The following is a 17,743-nucleotide window of genomic DNA, read 5'->3' on the forward strand; positions in this document are numbered from 1 at the left end:
TCAAATATAAGGAACCCCACATTAAGGAGGAACTGTTCAAATGGCAAAGGCAAAGTTTGAACGTAACAAACCGCACGTTAACATTGGTACTATTGGTCACGTCGACCATGGTAAAACAACTCTGACTGCTGCAATCACTACTGTATTGTCCAAAAAATACGGTGGCGCTGCTGTAGCATTCGACCAAATCGATAAGGCTCCTGAAGAACGCGAACGTGGTATCACTATCTCCACTGCTCACGTTGAATATGAAACTCCTAATCGTCACTACGCTCACGTAGACTGCCCTGGACACGCCGACTATGTTAAAAACATGATCACTGGCGCAGCGCAAATGGACGGAGCTATCCTGGTTGTATCCGCAGCTGATGGCCCTATGCCACAGACTCGTGAACACATCCTGCTGTCCCGTCAAGTAGGCGTTCCTTACATCGTTGTATTCTTGAACAAATGCGACATGGTTGAAGACGAAGAGTTGCTTGAACTGGTTGAAATGGAAGTTCGCGACCTGCTGAGCGAATACGACTTCCCAGGCGATGATACTCCAATCATCCGTGGATCTGCTCGTGAAGCTCTACAGAACCCTGAAGGCGAATATGCACAGAAGATCGTTGAAATGTTCGAAACGATCGACACATACATCCCGCTTCCAGAACGTCAGACTGACAAACCATTCTTGATGCCTGTCGAAGATGTATTCTCCATCACTGGCCGCGGTACTGTGGCAACTGGTCGCGTAGAACGCGGAACAGTAAAAGTCGGAGAAGAAATCGAAATCGTTGGTATTCATGAAGAAAAGAAAAAATCCGTTGTTACAGGCGTTGAAATGTTCCGTAAATTGCTCGATTCCGCACAAGCGGGCGACAACATCGGCGCATTGCTGCGTGGTGTAGACCGTAACATGATCGAGCGCGGCCAAGTATTGGCTAAGCCGAACTCCGTTAACCCACACACAGAGTTCACTGCTCAGATCTACGTTCTGACTAAAGAAGAAGGCGGACGTCACAAACCATTCTTCACTGGTTACCGTCCACAGTTCTACTTCCGTACAACTGACGTAACTGGCATCATCAACTTGCCAGAAGGTACTGAAATGGTTATGCCTGGTGACAACATCACTGTAACTGTTTCCCTGATCTCCCCAATCGCTATTGAAGAAGGTACTAAATTCTCCATTCGCGAAGGCGGACGTACAGTTGGTGCCGGTTCCGTAGCTTCCATCCAGAAATAATTCGTCTCTATCCGTTAGGATAGATCCGGAATATAAGTCAGGGCCCCTTCATTATGAAGGGGCCCTGTTTTTATTGCTGGCTGTAGGGTCTAGATTTCTTTGGCATAGGCCGGACTCGGCAGCTTGGACAGAACAACATGCAGACTGGAAGGGGATGAGCTGTCATTGGTGTAGGCAAAAGATTCATCTCCGGCGATATAGATAGTCTCTCCTTCAATAAGGGGCTGCTCCGCTTCATTTACATGAATGGTTCCATCTCCTTTTAAAGCAAGAATATATACATCCGCTCCAGGATGCTTATGAACAGGCAATTTTTGACCCGGCATGAAATTAAGCACGAATACAACACTTTCACCTTGCTGGAAGAGGATTTTCTTTGTAAAACGTTCCTCCTGATACTGCAGCACGTCAACTAAACTTTTCTTTTCCATTAGATAATCCCTGCTTTCATAATTAAAAATTTTTTATCTCGTTCTCATCCATTAAAGCTTTACTTCGTATTCGCAGTGCTCATGACCGGTAACGTTGCATTTGATCTCTTTAACAGAGACCTTACGGCCAAGAATCTTGCCGAGTGCCCCTTCAAGAATCGCTCCCTCTAAATCACATACCATTTTTTCATCTTCAAGTGAAGGCAGCCCTTTGCAAAAACAGTCCTCCACAGCAATATTGATCCTACGTTCATCAGAATGAACAATCCGCGGAATACCGATTTTGAGCTCCTCAAACATTTGTAGAAGATCTTCAACAGAACTGACAGGCAGACTTTCACCAATCTTTCTGCCAATGGTAAGCGTAGTCCCTTTTCCTCCCAGAGGAAGCCCCTGGTTGAGTCCAATCAGACGTATGGTACGAAACAACTCAAGGGGTACCGTATTACCAAGGGTACTCCTATCAATCTGACGCATATCCTCAAATGAATATTGCAGCAATTACTCCAACTCCTTTACTCTCTCTATGATTCTATTGTAAGGATAAGCCGGTGAAGAATCCTTGATACAAATCAAGTTTTTGAGAATTATGTGTTTCCAGTCACCCGCCGGAATCCGGAATCTTGATATGTTAGAGTCAGCTATAAGGAAGGGTGAAGGATCATGAGCTGTACTACCTGCAATTCGCATGCCTGTGTACGTCAGGTTCCTGTGTTTCGGAGCTTGTCTGATGAGGAATTAGTGATGATTGAATCGATTACAGAGACCCATAACTATAAAAAAGGAAGTCAAGTGTGCAGAGAAGGGGAGCCGTCTGAAGCATTGTTTGTAGTAAAGAGCGGTCTCATCAAGCTGACTCAGAACAGTAAGGATGGAAAACAGCATATTGTCCGTTTTCTTTTCCCGGGCGATTATTTCGCCCAGTTTGCCTTACTCCATAATAAGAATAATGATGTAACGGCAGAGGTGATTGAGAGCGGAGAGGTATGCCGGATGCACCGCAAAGACTTTATTCCCTTGCTGGAGCAGAATGCAGGGCTTGCCTTTAGCTTCCTGATGTCTGTTAGCGAGCAGCTGCATCAGGCCGAGGAGGCTGCAGGGGCATTGCACATGTTTGAGGTAGAGAAGAGACTGGCCAGGCTGTTGGTATACCTGTATACAAGGAATCTTGCAGAATCGGCAGTGACTGCACATGCCTTAGCACAATCCGTAGATTTGCCGTCAGCCCAAAAAGAGGTAGCAGCCATGATTGGAACTACCGCAGAAACTCTAAGCCGTAAACTGAATAAACTGGAAGCTTTGAAGATTATCGCCATGCATAAAAGAACCGTAAATATTCTTGAGCTGGAAGCTCTTATTCAGATTGCAGAAATCTGAGATTGAAATCCTATTATTCGACAAAATGTGACTAATTACAGTGCTGTACATGCGTATTTTCAACATAATTCTACAAAATAATACTTAAAATTCTTTACATCTAATCTATTGATAGAGTAGAATATTTCTATATAGACAATGTAAATTATTAGGATTTTAGGGAGTGTGGAAGTATGGGGAAATGTCCTTTTTCATTTATGCATGGTCTGACTTCAAAGAACACCAATGAGGAATCTCCCGCCGCTCCATCAACGGACAGCAAGAGCTTTGCACCCACTGCCACAGAGATGTATCATACCCTTTACGGGCATGATGATTTGAATGAGCAAATGCGAATGATTGATTTAACTGAGGAAGATCTAAGACTCCTGCGCTTGATGAAACCGGTTGTAGAACAGAGAATCGACGATATCACTAATCAATTCTATAATACGGTTCTTGGAGTTAACAAACTTGAAGCAATCATTCTGGAACACAGCAGTATTGAACGGCTCAAAAAGACTTTGCGCGAGCATATCATCGAGATTTTTGATGGTAATGTTAACGAGGAGTACATAGCCAAGCGGCTAAAAATTGCGAATATTCATAAGAGGATTGGCCTGGAGCCTAAATGGTATCTCTCCGCTTTTCAGAATCTGCAGAATGTATTCATTACGGCTATCTATAATGAGACGCATACAGATGTCGAGAGGATCAAATTGGTCCAGACCGTAACCAAATTGCTTAATCTGGAACAACAGCTGGTCCTTGAGGAATATGAGAAGGAGAACATTAGGGAAAAGGAAGAACAGTATCTGCTGGTTAAGAACGAATTGAAACACAAGATAGCTGAATTCAGCGGAGAACTGATAGACCTTAGTATAGATACTAACGCCGCTGTGGAGCAGCTGGTGGCGAGCAGCAATGAAGTCAACAATACATTCCAGCGCACTGCCGCCTCCGCTCTGGAGTCACAGGGGAAGGCCAGGGAGGGACATGGACAGCTTAACAACCTTACGGGTCAGATTAATCTTATATATGATAGTACTAATGAGATGGAGCGTTCAGTAAATGAACTGAGCAGTTCATCACAGAAGATCCGTAAAATTGTGGCGGCTGTCCAGGATATTGCTGACCAGACCAAGATTCTGTCATTGAATGCAACGATCGAGGCTGCAAGGGCGGGAGACCACGGGCGGGGATTCAGTGTTGTAGCGCAGGAGGTAAGCAGACTTGCAGAGGATACCAAGAACACGGTGGTCCGGATCGGTGAACTGACCCTTCAGTCCAGCTCGCTAACATCGCAGGTTGTTGGGGAGATCCGTAAAGTTCAGGAGTTGACAGAGAGTGGCAAACACCAGTCCCTCGAGACTAGCAGGCTCTTCAGCGATATTGTAGACTCGATGCAGACGAGTACCCAGAGAATTGTTACGGTAGAGGAAGAGATTAAGGTGCTCATTCAGACCATTGAAGGTATTGGTTCAGCAACTGCGCAGACAGCAGCTTCGGCAGGACAATTCAAATCTGCAACGGATAATTTATAGAAGGAACCTTATATATAGAAGAAAAACGTCATATTGCAGCTCGTACGGTGCCATTCTGAACAAGAAAGGTACCTTTTCTATTTTTTTCGGAAAAAGTTGATTTGTTTTTGCAAATCCCCTTGCAATATAGCCGCCTATTATATATAATAATAAATGTTGTTCTGAGACGTTGCGATGATGTGAGAGGTTACTGACACACCCGGCCCCTTTGCCATGAGGTCGACGTCAGAAAATTTTCACGGAGTATGTCCGATAATAAATTGGGCGATAGAAGGAGGGACTAAAATGGCAAAGCAAAAAATTCGTATTCGCTTGAAAGCATACGACCACAGAATTCTTGATCAATCCGCAGAGAAAATCGTTGAAACAGCAAAACGTTCGGGTGCTGGTGTATCCGGGCCGATCCCGCTGCCAACTGAGAAGCAAATCATTACTATTCTCCGTGCGGTACACAAGTACAAGGATTCCCGTGAACAGTTTGAACAACGGACTCACAAACGTTTGATCGATATTGTGAACCCAACACCACAAACTGTGGATGCCTTGATGCGCTTGGATCTACCGTCCGGTGTAGATATCGAAATCAAATTGTAATTTCATTATTAAGCAACTAGGAAAAGAAAAGAGGTGTCAACATTGAAAGGTATCTTAGGAAAAAAACTCGGTATGACTCAAGTGTTTACTCCAGAAGGTAACGTAATCGCGGTTTCTGTTATCGAAGCTGGCCCTTGTGTGGTACTGCAAAAGAAAGACCTGAATATCGACGGATATGAAGCAGTGCAGTTGGGCTTTTCCGATAAAAAGGAAAGTCGCTCCAACAAGCCTGAACAAGGTCACGCCAAAAAGGCAAACGCAACACCTAAGCGCTACGTTCGCGAAATTCGCGGTGTTGACCTCGGGTCACTCGAGGTTGGACAAGAGCTTAAGGCTGACATCTTCGCAGAAGGCGAATTTGTTGACGTAACAGGTACTTCGAAGGGTAAAGGCTTCCAGGGTAACATCAAACGCTGGGGACAAAGCCGCGGACCAATGGCACACGGATCGCGCTACCACAGAAGACCAGGCTCCATGGGTTCCATTCAAGCTAACCGTGTTCCTAAGGGCAAACGCCTGCCAGGACATATGGGTCACACGACTGTAACGGTTCAAAAGCTTGAGATCATCCGAGTTGACGTAGAACGTAATGTATTGCTGGTTAAAGGCGCGATTCCGGGCCCTAAAAACAGCTTCGTGAAAGTTAAACAAACCGTTAAGAAATAATTTCTGAAGAAAGGAGGAACATGAAATGCCAAAAGTAACACTTTTTAATACTAGTGGTAACGAAGTTGGCGAAGTTGAACTGAGTGATTCAGTTTTCGGTATCGAACCGAATGTACATGTGCTGCATGAAGCTGCACTTATGCAAAGAGCTTCCCTTCGTCGTGGTACACACAAAGTAAAAGGACGTTCTGAAGTACGTGGCGGCGGACGTAAGCCTTGGAAACAAAAAGGTACAGGTCGTGCTCGTCAAGGCTCCATTCGTTCACCACAATGGAAAGGCGGCGGCGTAGTCTTCGGACCAACACCACGCAGCTATTCCTGGAAATTGCCTAAGAAGGTTCGCCGGTTGGCCATCAAATCCGCGTTGTCCTCAAAAGTACTTGAGAATGACATCATCGTATTGGATAGCTTGACTATGAGTGCTCCGAAGACGAAAGAATTCGCAGCTATTCTGAACAACCTGAAGGTTGGTACAAAAGCATTGATCGTAGCTCCTAGCTATGATGACAATGTAGCACTTTCCGCTCGTAACATCCCTGGGGTGAAATTCGTAGCGGCTGACGGCATCAATGTTCTTGACGTACTGACGTACGACAAACTGATTATCACTAAAGAAGCAGTTCTGAAGGTAGAGGAGGTGTTCGCGTAATGAAAGATCCGCGTGATATTATCAAGCGTCCGGTGATTACGGAACGCACATCCGAATACATGAGCGAATTGAAATACGCTTTTGAAGTGGATATCCGTTCTAACAAGACCGAAATCAAAAAAGCTGTTGAAGCTATTTTTAAAGTTAAAGTTGTTAGTGTGAACACAATGCGCGTACCTGGCAAACTGAAACGTTACGGCAAATATTCCGGTTACACTCCGGAGTGGAAAAAAGCCATCGTTAAGCTTAGCCCGGACAGCAAACCGCTCGAATTCTTTGAAGCGGTAGAATAATACTCTTAAAGTAAGGAGGAAACTATAGTGCCAATCAAAAAGTACAAACCGACCTCTCCGGCAAGACGCAACATGTCTGTGTCTACGTTTGAAGAAATCACAACAAACCAGCCAGAGAAATCGTTGCTTTCTCCGCTGTTCAAACATGCGGGACGCAACAACCAAGGTAAAATTACGGTTCGTCACCACGGCGGTGGACACAAGCGTAAATACCGTATCATCGACTTCAAACGGACTAAAGACGGCATACCAGGTAGCGTTGCTACAATCGAGTATGACCCGAACCGTACTTCCAATATTGCTTTGATCCACTATGCTGATGGAGAGAAACGTTATATTATCGCTCCTAAAGGCCTTAAAGTTGGGGATAAAGTTGAGTCCGGCCCTGCTGCGGACATCAAAATTGGTAACAGCCTTCCGCTAATCAACATCCCGGTAGGTACAATTATCCACAACATCGAGTTGAAACCAGGTAAAGGCGGACAATTGGTTCGTGCTGCTGGTACTGAAGCTCAGTTGCTGGGTAAAGAAGAAAAATACGTATCCGTTCGTTTGAACTCCGGCGAAGTTCGCAGAATCCTCAGCGTATGCCGCGCAACCATCGGATCCGTAGGTAACGAAGATCATGAATTGATCAAGATTGGTAAAGCCGGACGCAGCCGCTGGCTCGGACGTCGTCCTGAAGTTCGCGGTGTTGTCATGAACCCTAACGATCACCCACACGGTGGTGGTGAAGGCCGTGCTCCAATCGGACGTAAATCGCCAATGTCACCTTGGGGTAAACCAACCCTCGGCTACAAAACGCGTAAGAAAAACAAAGCATCTGATAAATATATCGTTCGTCGCCGCACAAAATAAGACGCTTCTGGCAAGTTAGGCTAGCGCGAAGCGTCGATTCGCGGTTTGAAGAACCGGATGAAGGGAGGATTCACACATGGGTCGCAGTTTAAAGAAGGGGCCGTTTATTGATGGCTACCTGCTGAAAAAAGTTGAGGATTTGAACGAGGCAGATAAGAAAGTTGTAGTTAAAACTTGGTCCCGTCGCTCAACCATTTTCCCTCAGTTTATCGGACATACGTTTGGTGTATATGACGGCCGCAAACACGTGCCTGTATACGTAACAGAAGATATGGTAGGTCACAAGTTGGGCGAGTTCGCGCCAACACGTACTTACAAAGGCCACGCGGGTGACGATAAGAAAACCAGAAGATAATTAACGTCTTCGTTTGAGAGGAGGGAAAACAATGGAAGCAAAAGCACATGCAAGATCGGTGCGGATTTCCGCTCGTAAAGCGAAACTGGTTGTTGACTTGATTCGCGGCAAGCAAGTGGGGGAAGCAATTGCAATTCTTCGCCACACTCCGAAATCCGCTTCTCCGGTTGTTGAGAAGCTACTGAACTCGGCGATTGCGAACGCTGAGCATAACTACTCTTTGGACGTGAACAGCTTGTTCGTAAGCGAAGTTTTCGTTAACCAGGGTCCAACTATGAAACGTTTCCGTCCGCGCGCCATGGGCCGCGCAAGCCGGATTAACAAACGTACCAGCCACATTACTTTGGTGGTATCTGAGAAATAAGGAGGGATAACACGTGGGTCAAAAGGTAAATCCAGTCGGACTCCGAGTCGGTATTATTCGCGATTGGGAATCTAAATGGTATGCAGGCAAAGATTTCGGTACTCTTTTAATGGAAGACGTCAAAATCCGGGAATACCTTAAAGGCAAGTTGAAGGATTCCGCTGTTTCCCGCATTGAAATCGAAAGAGCGGCAAGCCGCGTGAACGTTACAATTCACACTGCTAAACCTGGTATGGTAATTGGTAAAGGCGGAGCAGAAGTAGAAGTACTTCGCAGCGCAGTTACAACTATCGCCGGTGGCAAAAAAGTACACATCAACATCAACGAAATTAAACACCCTGAACTGGATGCAATTCTGGTTGCAGAAAGCATTGCACAACAATTGGAACGTCGCGTATCGTTCCGTCGTGCACTGAAACAAGCTATTCAGAGAACTATGCGTTCCGGCGCAAAGGGAATTAAAACTCAAGTAGGCGGACGTCTTGGCGGCGCTGAGATTGCCCGTTCAGAAGGTTATAGCGAAGGAACAGTTCCACTTCATACGCTTCGTGCTGATATCGATTACGGAACAGCTGAAGCACATACAACTTACGGCCTGATCGGCGTAAAAGTATGGATCTACCGTGGAGAAGTTCTTCCCCCAGCTAAGAAACAAGCTGCTCAGGAAGGAGGCAACTAATCATGTTGGTACCAAAACGCGTTAAACACCGCAAGCAACAACGCGGTCACATGAAGGGTATGGCAAAAGGCGGTACAGAATTGAACTTCGGCGAATATGGTTTGCAGGCTCTGGAACCATCGTGGATCACTAACCGTCAGATCGAAGCTGCCCGTATCGCAATGACTCGTTACATCAAACGTGGCGGTCAGGTATGGATCAAGATTTTCCCAGATAAGCCTATTACTCAGAAGCCTCTCGAGGTTCGTATGGGTAGTGGTAAAGGTAACGTTGAGAAGTGGGTAGCCGTAGTTAAACCGGGCAAGATTATGTTCGAACTCGGAGGCGTGTCGGAAGAAATCGCTCGTGAAGCGATGCGTCTTGCCGCTCACAAGCTGCCTGTAAAGACTAAGTTTGTGAAACGTGAAGAATTGGGTGGTGAAGCAAATGAAAGCTAATGAACTTCGCAACTTAACCACTGCCGAGATTGAACAAAAGATCGCTGGATTCAAAGAGGAACTTTTCAATCTCCGTTTTCAATTGGCAACTGGCCAACTGGATAACCCGACTCGGATTCGTGACGTGCGCAAGGAAATAGCTCGTGCTAAAACCGTTATCCATCAAAGAGTACTTGGGATCAGTTAAGTGACCGCGGATTCTTAATCCGTAATCAGGAAGGAGGCTAACTATGAGCGAAGAACGTAATGCACGTAAAGTGCTGACCGGTAAAGTAGTCAGTGATAAAATGGATAAAACCATCGTAATTGCTGTTGAAACCTATAAAAAGCACAATCTGTATCACAAACGCATCAAGTCCACGAAGAAATTCAAGGCACATGATGAAGAGAATGTAGCTAAAATTGGTGATGTCGTGAAAGTCATGGAAACTCGTCCATTGTCCAAAGACAAACGGTGGAGACTGGTTGAAGTGGTAGAAAAAGCGGTAATCATCTAATACGAAGCTGAACCCTTTCCGGAAGGAGGAAATTAATAATGATTCAACCATTTACACGTTTGCATGTGGCTGACAACTCTGGTGCGAAGGAACTGATGTGTATCCGCGTACTAGGTGGTACTGGACGCCGTACAGCAGCAATCGGCGATTTGATCGTTTGTTCCGTTAAACAAGCAACACCAGGCGGCGTTGTCAAAAAGGGTGATGTTGTTAAAGCGGTAGTTGTTCGTACGAAACGTTCTGTACGCCGTAAAGATGGATCTTACATCGCATTCGACGAAAACGCAGCTGTTGTTGTAAAAGACGACAGAAGCCCGCGCGGAACACGTATCTTCGGACCAGTTGCTCGCGAACTTCGCGACAAGGACTACATGAAGATCGTTTCCTTGGCACCGGAAGTAATCTAATAAATCGAGCCCGTCTCGGTTTTAATTGAAAAGGTCAGTTATAGGAGGTGTAATAAATGCCTAGAGTGAAAAAAGTTCTGGAATCCCATAACAATAAACTGCACGTGAAGAAAGATGATGTGGTACTTGTGATCAGCGGGAAAGACAAAGGTAAAAAAGGCCGTGTCATCGCTGCTTATCCTCGTGAAAACCGCGTCCTGGTAGAAGGCGTGAACATGGTGAAAAAACACCAGAAGCCGAACCAGTTGAATCCACAGGGTGGAATCATCGAGCAAGAAGCTTCGATTCATGTGTCCAACGTAATGCACATCGATCCGAAGAGCGGTAAAGTAACACGTATTGGCTACAAAGTGCTCGATAACGGTAAGAAGGTTCGGGTAGCAAAACGATCCGGAGAGATTATCGACTAATACAGTCCTAAAGAAAGGAGGTAAATCTTCATGGCAGCAAGAATGAAAGAACGTTTTCTGAATGAAATTACACCTGCTCTGATGCAGAAGTTTAACTATACTACTGTTATGCAAGTGCCTAAGATCGAGAAGATCGTCATCAACATGGGTGTGGGTGACGCTGTTCAAAACTCCAAAGTACTTGATGCTGCAGTAAATGATATGCAATTGATCACTGGTCAAAAGCCAGTTATCACTAAAGCAAAGAAATCCATCGCCGGTTTTAAACTGCGCGAGAATATGCCGATCGGGGTTAAAGTAACACTGCGCGGCGAGCGTATGTATTACTTCCTGGATAAATTGATCAACGTAACGCTTCCACGCGTACGTGACTTCCGTGGTATTTCCAACAAAGCCTTTGATGGCCGTGGTAACTACACACTGGGTCTTAAAGAGCAATTGATCTTCCCGGAAATCGAATATGACAAAGTGGATAAAGTCCGCGGTATGGACATCGTTATTGTAACGACTGCAAAGACGGACGAGGAATCCCGTGAGCTGCTGAATCAGCTGGGAATGCCTTTCACAAAATAAGAATCATCCATTTCTCCGAAAATGTTTAGGAGGTGTCAGTCTAAGTGGCAAAGACTTCAATGAAAGTTAAACAACAACGCGAGCCTAAGTTCAAAGTACGTGCATATACACGTTGCGAGCGTTGCGGTCGTCCACATTCGGTATTGCAAAAGTTCAAAATTTGCAGAATTTGTTTCCGTGAATTAGCTTATAAAGGCCAGATTCCTGGCGTGAAAAAAGCAAGTTGGTAAGAAGTTTATAAACGGGAAGGAGGTTTACACACATGACTATGTCTGATCCTATTGCAGATATGCTTACTCGTATTCGTAACGCCAACACTGTGCGTCACGAGACAGTAGAAATGCCTGCTTCTACTATGAAGAAACAAATCGCGGACATCTTGAAACGTGAAGGTTTCATCCGTGATGCTGAATTCGTTGAAGATAGCAAACAAGGGATTATCCGTATTTTCTTGAAATACGGCCCGAACCAGGAACGCGTTATCTCTGGTCTGAAAAGAATCAGTAAACCAGGTCTTCGCGTTTACACGAAGAGCAATGAAGTGCCTCGTGTACTCGGTGGTCTGGGAATCGCGATTATCTCCACATCTAAGGGAGTTATGACCGACAAAGAAGCTCGTCAATCAAAATCCGGCGGAGAAGTTGTCTGCTACATTTGGTAATAAACGTCACAAGATAAGGAGGTGCAACACATGTCTCGTATTGGTCGCAAACCAATCGCAGTACCTAGCGGTGTAGATGTCACTTTGGACAACGCCGTTATTACAGTAAAAGGTCCTAAAGGCACTTTGACTCGTGAGCTTCATAAAGACATGAAGATTACAGTTGAAAATAACGAAATCACTGTTGTTCGCCCGTCGGACAACAAATTGCATCGTTCACTTCACGGCACAACCCGCTCCGTTGTCAACAACATGGTGAGTGGTGTGACTGAAGGTTTCTCGAAATCTCTGGAGCTGGTTGGGGTCGGATATCGTGCAAGCAAATCCGGAGATAAAATCGTACTTAACGTTGGTTACTCCCACCCGGTTGAAATTACACCGGAAGCAGGTATCGAGTTCGATGTTCCTGCGAACACGAAGATCATCGTTAGAGGTATCGATAAAGAACGCGTAGGCGCTTATGCTGCCAAAATCCGTTCCGTACGTGAACCAGAACCGTACAAAGGTAAAGGTATCAAATATGAAGGCGAGCGTATCATCCGCAAGGAAGGTAAAGCTGGTAAGAAGAAATAACCAGCTCTACCTTAATTGTAAGATACCCCGTGCATCTTAAAGTGAAGCTGTTTACGGCAAACTGAAGGGAGTGAAAGGGAAGTCATGATTACAAAAGAGGATAAAAACAAGGCTCGTCTCAAAAGACACCTGCGTGTTCGTAAGAAGATCCAGGGTACTACTGAGCGTCCACGTTTGAACGTATTCCGTTCTTCGAAACACATCTACGCTCAATTGATCGATGACGTGACAGGCGCTACTATCGTATCCGCCTCCACACTGGATAAAGAATTGAGTGCTACAATCGGAAATGGCGGCAGCGTTGAAGCTGCAGGCAAAGTGGGTCAATTGATCGCTGAGCGCGCTAAAGAAAAAGGTTATGCAGTGGTTGTATTTGACCGCGGTGGATACTTGTACCATGGACGGATTCAGGCTTTGGCTAACGCAGCACGCGAAGCTGGTCTTGAATTCTAGAATATTTCTTAAAAGGAGGTTAACGACTTGCGTGTAGATCCGAACAGTTTAGAACTGACAGAAAGAGTTGTGCACATTAACCGTGTTGCAAAAGTTGTAAAAGGCGGACGCCGTTTCAGCTTTAGCGCACTTGTTGTTGTGGGCGACGGCAACGGCTATGTCGGTGCGGGTATCGGTAAAGCCGGCGAAGTTCCGGATGCCATCCGTAAAGGCATTGAAGACGCCAAGAAAAACCTGATCCACATTCCAATCGTAGGAACTTCGATTCCTCACTTGGTTACTGGGCATTTCGGCGCAGGACGCGTTCTGCTGAAACCAGCATCCGAAGGTACCGGCGTTATCGCTGGTGGTCCAGTTCGTGCGGTACTTGAATTGGCAGGCGTTGGCGACATCTTGACAAAATCTTTGGGTTCTTCGAATTCCATGAACATGGTCAATGCTACTTTAGAGGGACTTTCCCGTCTGAAACGCATTGAAGAGGTCGCGAAGCTTCGCGGCAAATCTGTCGAAGAATTACGCGGTTAAGGAGGGGAACGTCAATGGCAAAGTTGCAAATTACCCTCGTACGCAGTGTGATCGGACGTCCAGAAACACAACGTGTTACTGTTAAGACGCTCGGCCTGCGCAAAACCAACTCGTCCGTGGTTCACAACGATACTCCTGCAATTCGCGGAATGATCAACAAAGTGAGTCACTTGCTATCCGTTACTGAAATTGAAGGCTAATTGCCTCGCATAAATTAACAAACATAAGGAGGTGCAAACGATGAAGTTACATGAACTTGCTCCAGCTCCTGGTTCACGCAAAGAACGCAACCGCGTTGGTCGTGGTCCAAGTAGCGGGAACGGTAAAACTTCGGGCCGCGGTCATAAAGGTCAAAACTCCCGTTCCGGCGGTGGTGTGCGTCCAGGCTTCGAGGGTGGACAAAATCCACTCTATCGTCGTCTGCCTAAACGTGGTTTCATCAATCCTACCCGTAAAGAGTACGCGATTGTGAACCTGGAAGATCTGAATAGCTTTGCTGAAGGAACAGAAGTGACTCCACAACTGTTGCTTGAAACTGGTGTTGTCAGCAACACTAAGAGCGGCATTAAGATTCTCGGCAATGGCGAACTGGCTGTTAAATTGACTGTACAAGCAAATAAGTTCTCTCAATCTGCGGTAGAGAAAATCGAAGCTGCCGGCGGTAAAACCGAGGTGATCTAATGTTCAAGACGCTTAAGAATATATGGCATGTTGAAGATTTGCGCAAAAAGATCCTGTTTACCCTGTTCGTTCTGATCATTTACCGCATCGGTTCGTTTGTACCGGTTCCCGGTGTGAACAAAGAAGTACTGGAATCAACAAATCAGAGCGGAGACGCTTTGATGGGTCTTTTGAACACCTTCTCGGGCGGAGCGCTCAAAAACTTCTCGATTTTTGCGATCAGCATTTACCCGTATATTACAGCATCCATCATAGTGCAATTGCTCTCGATGGATGTTATCCCTAAGTTTGCCGAATGGGCTAAGCAAGGGGAGCACGGGAAAAAACAACTGGCGCAAATTACGCGTTACGGCACAGTAGTGCTAGGTTTGATTCAAGCGTTTGCCACATCTATCGGTTTTAACCGGATTTATGGCACTGAGATGATTCCAAATGCAACCTTTGCGGATTACCTGCTTATCGCGATCATACTGACGGCGGGTACATCGTTCTTGATGTGGTTAGGTGAACAGATCACTGAAAAGGGAATAGGAAACGGGATTTCGATCCTGATTTTTGCGGGAATCGTCGCTGCTATACCGGGATATTTCACGGCTACGGCACAATCAAGCTTCATTCAGCCGGATCAGATGTTCCTGAATATTCTTAAAGTCGTTATTATACTGCTCGTGGTTGTAGCGATTATTGTCGGGGTTATCTTTGTTCAACAAGGTATCCGTAAAATCCCTGTACAATATGCTAAACGCGTAGTCGGTAACAAAATGTACGGTGGACAGAATACGCATATTCCGCTTAAAATTAATGCGGCTGGTGTAATTCCTGTTATCTTCGCCGTTTCACTGCTTCAATTCCCGGTTGTTCTCTCATCTTTCTGGTCTACACATGATTGGGCAAAATGGATTGCCAAGTACTTGGCAATTGAAGCACCGCTCGGAATGCTCCTGTATGTGGTAATGATCATCGGATTTACGTTCTTCTATACGTTTGTTCAGATGAATCCGCAGCAGATGGCAGAGAATATGAAGAAGAACGGCGGATACATTCCAGGTATTCGTCCGGGCAAGGCAACTGAGAAGTATCTGACCAGAGTAATGTCCCGCCTGACTATGTCTGGCGCGTTGTTCCTGGCTTTGATCTCTATCTTGCCAATGTTCTTTGGTACTCTGGCAGGGCTGCCTAAGCAGGTTAAAATCGGCGGTACTGCGCTGCTGATCGTAATCGGTGTGGCATTGGATACCATGAAGCAGATCGAGAGCCAATTGATCAAACGCCATTACAAAGGCTTCATCAATAAATAGGCGATAGGTTCCGGTGAAGTACCTAGGGTTTTAAACTTCCCGGTACCTATTGTGCTGTTTCTTGCTTGGTGGCGAACTTTTGGGGGGAGAAGAGAATCGTGAACATTTTATTCATGGGCCCTCCTGGGGCAGGCAAGGGAACACAAGCCGCTGTAGTAGTGAAGGAACTTGGTATTCCGCATATTTCGACTGGAGATGCTTTCCGCTTGGCGATCAAGCAGGGAACTCCAATCGGGCTGAAGGCTAAATCTTACACGGAACAAGGCTTGCTTGTACCTGATGATGTGACTATTGGAATCGTTGAAGAACGGCTGCAGCAGTCCGATTGCGAAAAAGGTTTTTTATTGGATGGCTTTCCAAGAACCCTTTCGCAAGCGGAAGCGCTGGGAGAAATCCTTAGCCGACTCGGCACTTCATTGGATCACGTAATCAACTTGAATGTGGACCGCGGACTGCTGATGGCGCGCCTTACAGGACGCCGGATCTGCAGCACTTGCGGAACATCCTACCATTTAATTTTCAACCCGCCGAAGCAAGATGGCATCTGCGACATTGATGGCGGTGAATTGTATCAGCGTCCGGATGACAACGAAGAGAGTGTAGGCAAGCGTCTGGATGAGTATGATAACAAAACAGCGCCGCTGCTTGCATTTTATGACGATAAAGGTCTTTTGCGTCAGGTAAACGGAGAAAACGAAATCAATGTCGTTTCTTCCGAAATCGTGTCTTTATTGCGGGGTTAATGTAATGATCATTTGTAAATCCGAACAGGAACTTGCCTTTATGAGGGAAGCTGGACGAATTGTTGCCGAGAGTCACCGCCGTATTGCTGAGGCTATAGAGCCTGGTATTACAACTGGAGAACTCGACAGAATCGCCGATCAATACATCCGCAGTCAAGGTGCTGTGCCGTCTTTCAAAGGTTACAACGGTTTTCCTGCCAGCATTTGCGCTTCAGTCAACGAACAATTGGTGCATGGATTTCCAGGTAAACGCAAACTGGTAGAAGGCGATATTGTTACGCTGGATATCGGTGCAGAGTACCGCGGTTATCACGGTGATTCCGCCTGGACCTACGGGGTGGGCAGCATTTCTGAAGAGGCTCAGCGTCTGCTGGACGTCACGGAAGGCTCCTTGTACGCAGGACTGGCGTTAATCAAACCGGATGTGCGCTTGTTTACAATCTCCCATGCTATCCAGCAGTACATCGAGGACGCCGGCTTCTCCGTTGTCCGCGAGTATGTTGGTCATGGCATTGGGGCAGAACTGCATGAAGAACCGCAAATTCCGAACTATGGCATAGCGGACCGCGGACCACGTCTGAAGCCGGGTATGGTACTCGCGATTGAGCCGATGGTTAACGCCGGGGACAGATATGTCAGAACGCTGGAAGATAACTGGACGGTCGTTACGGTAGACGGTTCACTATGCGCTCACTTTGAGCATACAGTAGCAGTTACACCGGACGGCATGGAGATTTTCACAAAACTGAATGCGTAGGTGATCTTCACGTGAATACTGGGAGCAGCCCGCAGATTGGTCAAATCGTGAGAATTCTCAAAGGCAAGGATGCCGGAGAGGCTGCCGTTGTTATCGCAGTTGTTGATAGCAGATTTGTATATATTGCTGACGGGGACAAACGCAAGTTTGATAGTCCAAAGAAGAAGAATATTCAGCACTTGGAGCTCATACCCTTCATCAGCAATGAGATTGTAGATAGTTTGGAAGAAACCGGCCGGGTAACCAACGGAAAGCTGCGGTTCGCAGTGATGAAGTATGGGGGGCCAGCTGGAAAAAGTGCTAATGAGAAAGGAGACTAACTGTGGCTAAGGAAGATGTCATTGAGGTAGAAGGAACGGTCATTGAGCCGTTGCCTAACGCAACGTTTAAGGTTGAGCTTGAGAACGGTCATCAAATACTTGCCCATGTGTCCGGGAAATTGCGGATGCACTTTATCCGTATCCTAACCGGAGACAAAGTGGTCGTGCAGTTATCGCCTTATGATTTATCAAAAGGCCGTATAACTTACCGTAAATAGATGGGAACTACAACAAAAGTTTTGCTTCGCAAAACTTTGAGGAGGTAATTAACATGAAGGTAAGACCTTCTGTAAAGCCCATTTGCGAAAAATGCAAAGTCATCCGCCGCAAAGGGACTGTTATGGTAATTTGCGAAAATCCGAAACACAAACAAAAACAAGGTTAAGAA

32 protein-coding genes are annotated in these 17,743 nt (G+C 46.0%); 30 read left to right on the forward strand and 2 right to left on the reverse strand.

The window, feature by feature from the left end; genetic code table 11:
* Positions 1-40: 40 nt before the first annotated feature.
* A complete protein-coding gene (tuf, locus tag NYE33_RS07455; RefSeq protein ID WP_039298612.1) occupies positions 41-1,231 on the forward strand; it encodes an elongation factor Tu in 1,191 nt (396 codons plus the stop codon).
* Positions 1,232-1,320: 89 nt separating this feature from the next.
* Here tuf and NYE33_RS07460 read toward each other — a convergent pair whose 3' ends face one another.
* Both NYE33_RS07460 and NYE33_RS07465 read right to left on the reverse strand, forming a co-directional pair.
* Entirely contained in the window at positions 1,321-1,662 is a 342-nt protein-coding gene (locus tag NYE33_RS07460; RefSeq protein WP_042140136.1) for a cupin domain-containing protein, read from the reverse strand.
* Between the two features lie 51 nt (positions 1,663-1,713).
* Positions 1,714-2,163: a V4R domain-containing protein gene (locus tag NYE33_RS07465; protein ID WP_231575237.1), complete on the reverse strand. Its 450-nt coding sequence runs from the start codon at positions 2,161-2,163 to the stop codon at positions 1,714-1,716.
* 243 nt (positions 2,164-2,406) lie between these two features.
* Between NYE33_RS07465 and NYE33_RS07470 the strand changes: the two genes are divergently transcribed.
* The 29 genes from NYE33_RS07470 to rpmJ all read left to right on the forward strand — a co-directional run bounded on the left by NYE33_RS07470 (position 2,407) and on the right by rpmJ (position 17,740).
* On the forward strand, positions 2,407-3,039 hold the full coding sequence (locus NYE33_RS07470; RefSeq protein WP_341065313.1) for a Crp/Fnr family transcriptional regulator: 633 nt from the start codon (positions 2,407-2,409) through the stop codon (positions 3,037-3,039).
* Positions 3,040-3,212: 173 nt separating this feature from the next.
* Positions 3,213-4,562, forward strand: coding sequence for a globin-coupled sensor protein (locus NYE33_RS07475; protein ID WP_341065315.1), 1,350 nt, complete (start codon positions 3,213-3,215; stop codon positions 4,560-4,562).
* 285 nt (positions 4,563-4,847) lie between these two features.
* On the forward strand, positions 4,848-5,156 hold the full coding sequence (rpsJ, locus tag NYE33_RS07480; RefSeq protein WP_017692074.1) for a 30S ribosomal protein S10: 309 nt from the start codon (positions 4,848-4,850) through the stop codon (positions 5,154-5,156).
* Between the two features lie 42 nt (positions 5,157-5,198).
* Positions 5,199-5,822, forward strand: a complete 624-nt coding sequence (gene rplC / locus NYE33_RS07485; RefSeq protein ID WP_036721840.1) for a 50S ribosomal protein L3 — start codon at positions 5,199-5,201, stop codon at positions 5,820-5,822.
* Between the two features lie 25 nt (positions 5,823-5,847).
* Positions 5,848-6,471, forward strand: a complete 624-nt coding sequence (rplD, locus tag NYE33_RS07490) for a 50S ribosomal protein L4 (RefSeq protein WP_039298632.1) — start codon at positions 5,848-5,850, stop codon at positions 6,469-6,471.
* Positions 6,471-6,764 carry a 50S ribosomal protein L23 gene (rplW, locus tag NYE33_RS07495; protein WP_039298634.1) on the forward strand — a complete coding sequence of 98 codons (294 nt, stop codon included), beginning with the start codon at positions 6,471-6,473 and terminating at the stop codon, positions 6,762-6,764. The genes rplD and rplW overlap by 1 nt, the downstream gene beginning before the upstream one ends.
* Positions 6,765-6,791: 27 nt before the next feature.
* Positions 6,792-7,622, forward strand: coding sequence for a 50S ribosomal protein L2 (gene rplB, locus NYE33_RS07500; protein ID WP_039298637.1), 831 nt, complete (start codon positions 6,792-6,794; stop codon positions 7,620-7,622).
* Between the two features lie 76 nt (positions 7,623-7,698).
* A complete protein-coding gene (rpsS, locus tag NYE33_RS07505) occupies positions 7,699-7,977 on the forward strand; it encodes a 30S ribosomal protein S19 (RefSeq protein ID WP_039298640.1) in 279 nt (92 codons plus the stop codon).
* 31 nt (positions 7,978-8,008) lie between these two features.
* Entirely contained in the window at positions 8,009-8,341 is a 333-nt protein-coding gene (rplV, locus tag NYE33_RS07510; RefSeq protein ID WP_036680546.1) for a 50S ribosomal protein L22, read from the forward strand.
* A gap of 13 nt (positions 8,342-8,354) precedes the next feature.
* Positions 8,355-9,020 (forward strand): 30S ribosomal protein S3, encoded by a 666-nt coding sequence (gene rpsC, locus NYE33_RS07515; RefSeq protein WP_039298645.1) that lies wholly within the window; start codon positions 8,355-8,357, stop codon positions 9,018-9,020.
* Positions 9,021-9,022: 2 nt separating this feature from the next.
* Positions 9,023-9,457 (forward strand): 50S ribosomal protein L16, encoded by a 435-nt coding sequence (gene rplP, locus NYE33_RS07520; RefSeq protein ID WP_039298647.1) that lies wholly within the window; start codon positions 9,023-9,025, stop codon positions 9,455-9,457.
* Positions 9,447-9,644, forward strand: a complete 198-nt coding sequence (rpmC, locus tag NYE33_RS07525) for a 50S ribosomal protein L29 (protein WP_019908232.1) — start codon at positions 9,447-9,449, stop codon at positions 9,642-9,644. Before rplP ends, rpmC begins: the two co-directional genes overlap by 11 nt.
* A gap of 43 nt (positions 9,645-9,687) precedes the next feature.
* Complete coding sequence (rpsQ, locus tag NYE33_RS07530) at positions 9,688-9,954, forward strand: 30S ribosomal protein S17 (RefSeq protein ID WP_039298654.1); 267 nt, start codon at positions 9,688-9,690, stop codon at positions 9,952-9,954.
* 38 nt (positions 9,955-9,992) lie between these two features.
* Positions 9,993-10,361 carry a 50S ribosomal protein L14 gene (gene rplN / locus NYE33_RS07535; RefSeq protein WP_019908234.1) on the forward strand — a complete coding sequence of 123 codons (369 nt, stop codon included), beginning with the start codon at positions 9,993-9,995 and terminating at the stop codon, positions 10,359-10,361.
* A 56-nt stretch (positions 10,362-10,417) separates the two neighbouring features.
* Positions 10,418-10,771, forward strand: a complete 354-nt coding sequence (rplX, locus tag NYE33_RS07540; protein ID WP_019908235.1) for a 50S ribosomal protein L24 — start codon at positions 10,418-10,420, stop codon at positions 10,769-10,771.
* Positions 10,772-10,801: 30 nt separating this feature from the next.
* Positions 10,802-11,344, forward strand: a complete 543-nt coding sequence (gene rplE, locus NYE33_RS07545) for a 50S ribosomal protein L5 (protein ID WP_039298657.1) — start codon at positions 10,802-10,804, stop codon at positions 11,342-11,344.
* Positions 11,345-11,388: 44 nt separating this feature from the next.
* On the forward strand, positions 11,389-11,574 hold the full coding sequence (locus tag NYE33_RS07550; RefSeq protein WP_036589425.1) for a type Z 30S ribosomal protein S14: 186 nt from the start codon (positions 11,389-11,391) through the stop codon (positions 11,572-11,574).
* Positions 11,575-11,606: 32 nt separating this feature from the next.
* Complete coding sequence (gene rpsH / locus NYE33_RS07555; protein WP_019908239.1) at positions 11,607-12,005, forward strand: 30S ribosomal protein S8; 399 nt, start codon at positions 11,607-11,609, stop codon at positions 12,003-12,005.
* A 30-nt stretch (positions 12,006-12,035) separates the two neighbouring features.
* Positions 12,036-12,578: a 50S ribosomal protein L6 gene (gene rplF / locus NYE33_RS07560; RefSeq protein WP_036721827.1), complete on the forward strand. Its 543-nt coding sequence runs from the start codon at positions 12,036-12,038 to the stop codon at positions 12,576-12,578.
* An 84-nt stretch (positions 12,579-12,662) separates the two neighbouring features.
* On the forward strand, positions 12,663-13,031 hold the full coding sequence (gene rplR, locus NYE33_RS07565; protein ID WP_042140134.1) for a 50S ribosomal protein L18: 369 nt from the start codon (positions 12,663-12,665) through the stop codon (positions 13,029-13,031).
* A gap of 27 nt (positions 13,032-13,058) precedes the next feature.
* The gene (gene rpsE, locus NYE33_RS07570) at positions 13,059-13,556 is read left to right on the forward strand and encodes a 30S ribosomal protein S5 (protein WP_036652980.1); all 498 of its coding nucleotides are present in this window, start codon (positions 13,059-13,061) and stop codon (positions 13,554-13,556) included.
* Between the two features lie 14 nt (positions 13,557-13,570).
* Positions 13,571-13,756, forward strand: a complete 186-nt coding sequence (rpmD, locus tag NYE33_RS07575; RefSeq protein ID WP_019908243.1) for a 50S ribosomal protein L30 — start codon at positions 13,571-13,573, stop codon at positions 13,754-13,756.
* A 40-nt stretch (positions 13,757-13,796) separates the two neighbouring features.
* Complete coding sequence (gene rplO / locus NYE33_RS07580; protein ID WP_039298666.1) at positions 13,797-14,237, forward strand: 50S ribosomal protein L15; 441 nt, start codon at positions 13,797-13,799, stop codon at positions 14,235-14,237.
* Positions 14,237-15,535 (forward strand): preprotein translocase subunit SecY, encoded by a 1,299-nt coding sequence (gene secY / locus NYE33_RS07585; RefSeq protein ID WP_042140133.1) that lies wholly within the window; start codon positions 14,237-14,239, stop codon positions 15,533-15,535. The genes rplO and secY overlap by 1 nt, the downstream gene beginning before the upstream one ends.
* A 98-nt stretch (positions 15,536-15,633) precedes the next feature.
* Positions 15,634-16,278 carry an adenylate kinase gene (locus NYE33_RS07590; protein ID WP_042140132.1) on the forward strand — a complete coding sequence of 215 codons (645 nt, stop codon included), beginning with the start codon at positions 15,634-15,636 and terminating at the stop codon, positions 16,276-16,278.
* 4 nt (positions 16,279-16,282) lie between these two features.
* Complete coding sequence (map, locus tag NYE33_RS07595; RefSeq protein ID WP_042140131.1) at positions 16,283-17,035, forward strand: type I methionyl aminopeptidase; 753 nt, start codon at positions 16,283-16,285, stop codon at positions 17,033-17,035.
* 11 nt (positions 17,036-17,046) lie between these two features.
* Positions 17,047-17,355 carry a KOW domain-containing RNA-binding protein gene (locus NYE33_RS07600; RefSeq protein ID WP_042140130.1) on the forward strand — a complete coding sequence of 103 codons (309 nt, stop codon included), beginning with the start codon at positions 17,047-17,049 and terminating at the stop codon, positions 17,353-17,355.
* Between the two features lie 2 nt (positions 17,356-17,357).
* Entirely contained in the window at positions 17,358-17,573 is a 216-nt protein-coding gene (gene infA, locus NYE33_RS07605) for a translation initiation factor IF-1 (RefSeq protein WP_018753971.1), read from the forward strand.
* A 53-nt stretch (positions 17,574-17,626) separates the two neighbouring features.
* The gene (gene rpmJ, locus NYE33_RS07610) at positions 17,627-17,740 is read left to right on the forward strand and encodes a 50S ribosomal protein L36 (protein ID WP_003322638.1); all 114 of its coding nucleotides are present in this window, start codon (positions 17,627-17,629) and stop codon (positions 17,738-17,740) included.
* The last annotated feature ends 3 nt before the right edge of the window (positions 17,741-17,743 follow it).

The organism is Paenibacillus sp. FSL R10-2199 (genome assembly GCF_038000235.1).
GTDB classification, from domain to species: Bacteria; Bacillota; Bacilli; order Paenibacillales; family Paenibacillaceae; genus Paenibacillus_AQ; species Paenibacillus_AQ phytohabitans.

Bases quoted from the DNA above. Each gene is read 5' to 3' on its own strand.
- map (WP_042140131.1), top strand. From the start codon at position 16,283: ATGATCATTTGTAAATCCGAACAGGAACTTGCCTTTATGAGGGAAGCT.
- tuf (WP_039298612.1), top strand. From the start codon at position 41: ATGGCAAAGGCAAAGTTTGAACGTAACAAACCGCACGTTAACATTGGT.
- NYE33_RS07470 (WP_341065313.1), top strand. From the start codon at position 2,407: ATGATTGAATCGATTACAGAGACCCATAACTATAAAAAAGGAAGTCAA.
- rplD (WP_039298632.1), top strand. From the start codon at position 5,848: ATGCCAAAAGTAACACTTTTTAATACTAGTGGTAACGAAGTTGGCGAA.
- rplX (WP_019908235.1), top strand. From the start codon at position 10,418: ATGCCTAGAGTGAAAAAAGTTCTGGAATCCCATAACAATAAACTGCAC.
- rplF (WP_036721827.1), top strand. From the start codon at position 12,036: ATGTCTCGTATTGGTCGCAAACCAATCGCAGTACCTAGCGGTGTAGAT.
- NYE33_RS07475 (WP_341065315.1), top strand. From the start codon at position 3,213: ATGGGGAAATGTCCTTTTTCATTTATGCATGGTCTGACTTCAAAGAAC.
- rplN (WP_019908234.1), top strand. From the start codon at position 9,993: ATGATTCAACCATTTACACGTTTGCATGTGGCTGACAACTCTGGTGCG.
- rpmC (WP_019908232.1), top strand. From the start codon at position 9,447: ATGAAAGCTAATGAACTTCGCAACTTAACCACTGCCGAGATTGAACAA.
- rpmJ (WP_003322638.1), top strand. From the start codon at position 17,627: ATGAAGGTAAGACCTTCTGTAAAGCCCATTTGCGAAAAATGCAAAGTC.
- rplP (WP_039298647.1), top strand. From the start codon at position 9,023: ATGTTGGTACCAAAACGCGTTAAACACCGCAAGCAACAACGCGGTCAC.
- rpsS (WP_039298640.1), top strand. From the start codon at position 7,699: ATGGGTCGCAGTTTAAAGAAGGGGCCGTTTATTGATGGCTACCTGCTG.
- secY (WP_042140133.1), top strand. From the start codon at position 14,237: ATGTTCAAGACGCTTAAGAATATATGGCATGTTGAAGATTTGCGCAAA.
- rplO (WP_039298666.1), top strand. From the start codon at position 13,797: ATGAAGTTACATGAACTTGCTCCAGCTCCTGGTTCACGCAAAGAACGC.
- rpsH (WP_019908239.1), top strand. From the start codon at position 11,607: ATGACTATGTCTGATCCTATTGCAGATATGCTTACTCGTATTCGTAAC.
- rpsJ (WP_017692074.1), top strand. From the start codon at position 4,848: ATGGCAAAGCAAAAAATTCGTATTCGCTTGAAAGCATACGACCACAGA.
- rplW (WP_039298634.1), top strand. From the start codon at position 6,471: ATGAAAGATCCGCGTGATATTATCAAGCGTCCGGTGATTACGGAACGC.
- rplR (WP_042140134.1), top strand. From the start codon at position 12,663: ATGATTACAAAAGAGGATAAAAACAAGGCTCGTCTCAAAAGACACCTG.
- rpmD (WP_019908243.1), top strand. From the start codon at position 13,571: ATGGCAAAGTTGCAAATTACCCTCGTACGCAGTGTGATCGGACGTCCA.
- rpsQ (WP_039298654.1), top strand. From the start codon at position 9,688: ATGAGCGAAGAACGTAATGCACGTAAAGTGCTGACCGGTAAAGTAGTC.
- rplV (WP_036680546.1), top strand. From the start codon at position 8,009: ATGGAAGCAAAAGCACATGCAAGATCGGTGCGGATTTCCGCTCGTAAA.
- rplE (WP_039298657.1), top strand. From the start codon at position 10,802: ATGGCAGCAAGAATGAAAGAACGTTTTCTGAATGAAATTACACCTGCT.
- NYE33_RS07460 (WP_042140136.1), bottom strand. From the start codon at position 1,662: ATGGAAAAGAAAAGTTTAGTTGACGTGCTGCAGTATCAGGAGGAACGT.